The 223-nt window shown below is 48.9% G+C and carries 1 rRNA gene; it reads left to right on the plus strand.

From position 1 onward, the window contains the following. Positions 1-223: ribosomal RNA gene (locus tag R2X38_RS26735) — 23S ribosomal RNA — on the plus strand; the annotation flags it as partial.

The raw sequence follows: 223 nt of genomic DNA on the forward strand, positions 1-223 counted from the left end.
TGGGTCAGCGACTTAATTTTAGTAGCAAGGTTAACCGATTAGGGGAGCCGTAGGGAAACCGAGTCTTAACTGGGCGTTCAGTTGCTAGGATTAGACCCGAAACCAGGTGATCTAGCCATGGGCAGGTTGAAGGTGAGGTAACACTTACTGGAGGACCGAACCGACTAATGTTGAAAAATTAGCGGATGACTTGTGGCTAGGGGTGAAAGGCCAATCAAACCTG

The organism is Photobacterium rosenbergii, assembly GCF_033022775.1.
Taxonomy (GTDB): domain Bacteria; phylum Pseudomonadota; class Gammaproteobacteria; order Enterobacterales; family Vibrionaceae; genus Photobacterium; species Photobacterium rosenbergii_A.